Source organism: Peribacillus sp. NPDC058002 (assembly GCF_042886655.1).
Classification (GTDB): domain Bacteria; phylum Bacillota; class Bacilli; order Bacillales; family DSM-1321; genus Peribacillus; species Peribacillus aracenensis.
On record NZ_JBHVQU010000556.1, the window covers coordinates 1 to 1,007 of the forward strand.

General features: G+C 38.6%; 2 protein-coding genes. Both read right to left on the reverse strand.

Going from position 1 to position 1,007, the window contains the following annotated elements; genetic code table 11:
* Positions 1-37 precede the first annotated feature (37 nt).
* Positions 38-616, reverse strand: coding sequence for a histidine phosphatase family protein (locus ACFVSH_RS27070; protein ID WP_387708949.1), 579 nt, complete (start codon positions 614-616; stop codon positions 38-40).
* A gap of 18 nt (positions 617-634) precedes the next feature.
* The coding region (locus tag ACFVSH_RS27075) for an avidin-fold protein (RefSeq protein WP_387708950.1) at positions 635-1,007 on the reverse strand (373 nt) is incomplete at its 5' end.

Sequence of the window (1,007 nt, forward strand, 5' to 3'; positions counted from 1 at the left end):
AACATATAAATTTAAACTATAACCGAGCTTAATAGCACTAAGATAAATGATTTACTTGATTGAAATCATCAATTATCCAAGAGTCGACTTCAAATCTTATCGTACTCAAACATGCATTGAACAATCGCATTTCGTTGGATACGATTGACTCGTTTGACATCAAGCGTAAAATAAAATGAATGACGGCTCCATGTGCAACAAGTATGACTTTCCCCTCAGGATACTCCTTCTGAATTTCCTGGAGTCCATTCATCAGCCTGTTTCGTAAAGATTTCTGATTTTCTTGACCAGGATATTCTTTATTCACGAATGCTGACTCCCTTTCAGCTGCTGTCATTCCTTCAGCAACGCCAAAATTCTTTTCAATGAATTCCATTTTTTCAATAACCGGGACTTCAATATAATGCGAGATGATATCTGCCGTTTCCCTTGCCCTTTTTAAAGGGCTTGAAATAATTACATCCCAATCATCTTTTGACAAAAATTCACCACATTGCCGTGCCTGTATCTTTCCGAGTTCATTTAAAGGGATATCAGTCTGCCCCTGCAGTTTCCCTAGTGCATTCCAATCTGTTTGACCATGCCGCACTAAACAAATAGTAGTAATTGTCCTCAAACCCCTCTAAGTAAATTGTTATTTCTTCACTTCTTCAATGATGGAATGTCCTTCAGTCTGCTCGAGATCTGACCATTTCCATTTTTCATGCAAGCGTATCCTTCCATCGGGCAACATTTCAGGGGTGGAAAGACAGCTGCCTCCTCTTATTTCCCCTTTTTCATTGATATGATTATACCTGAATTCCAGAGTTCCATCCAAATTGACAAGCCCTATTAAAGTCCCTTTAACAATCTCTCCGCCCTGATAACTTGCCGTGAGAATTGAGCCTTCTTGTGAATAGTGGAAGGAAGTCTTTCCTGACACTTCTCCATTTTCAGAATTGACTTTAGCATTAAATATCCGACCATCATAATCAAACATCATCATTCCCCCATATGAATTAATAAGG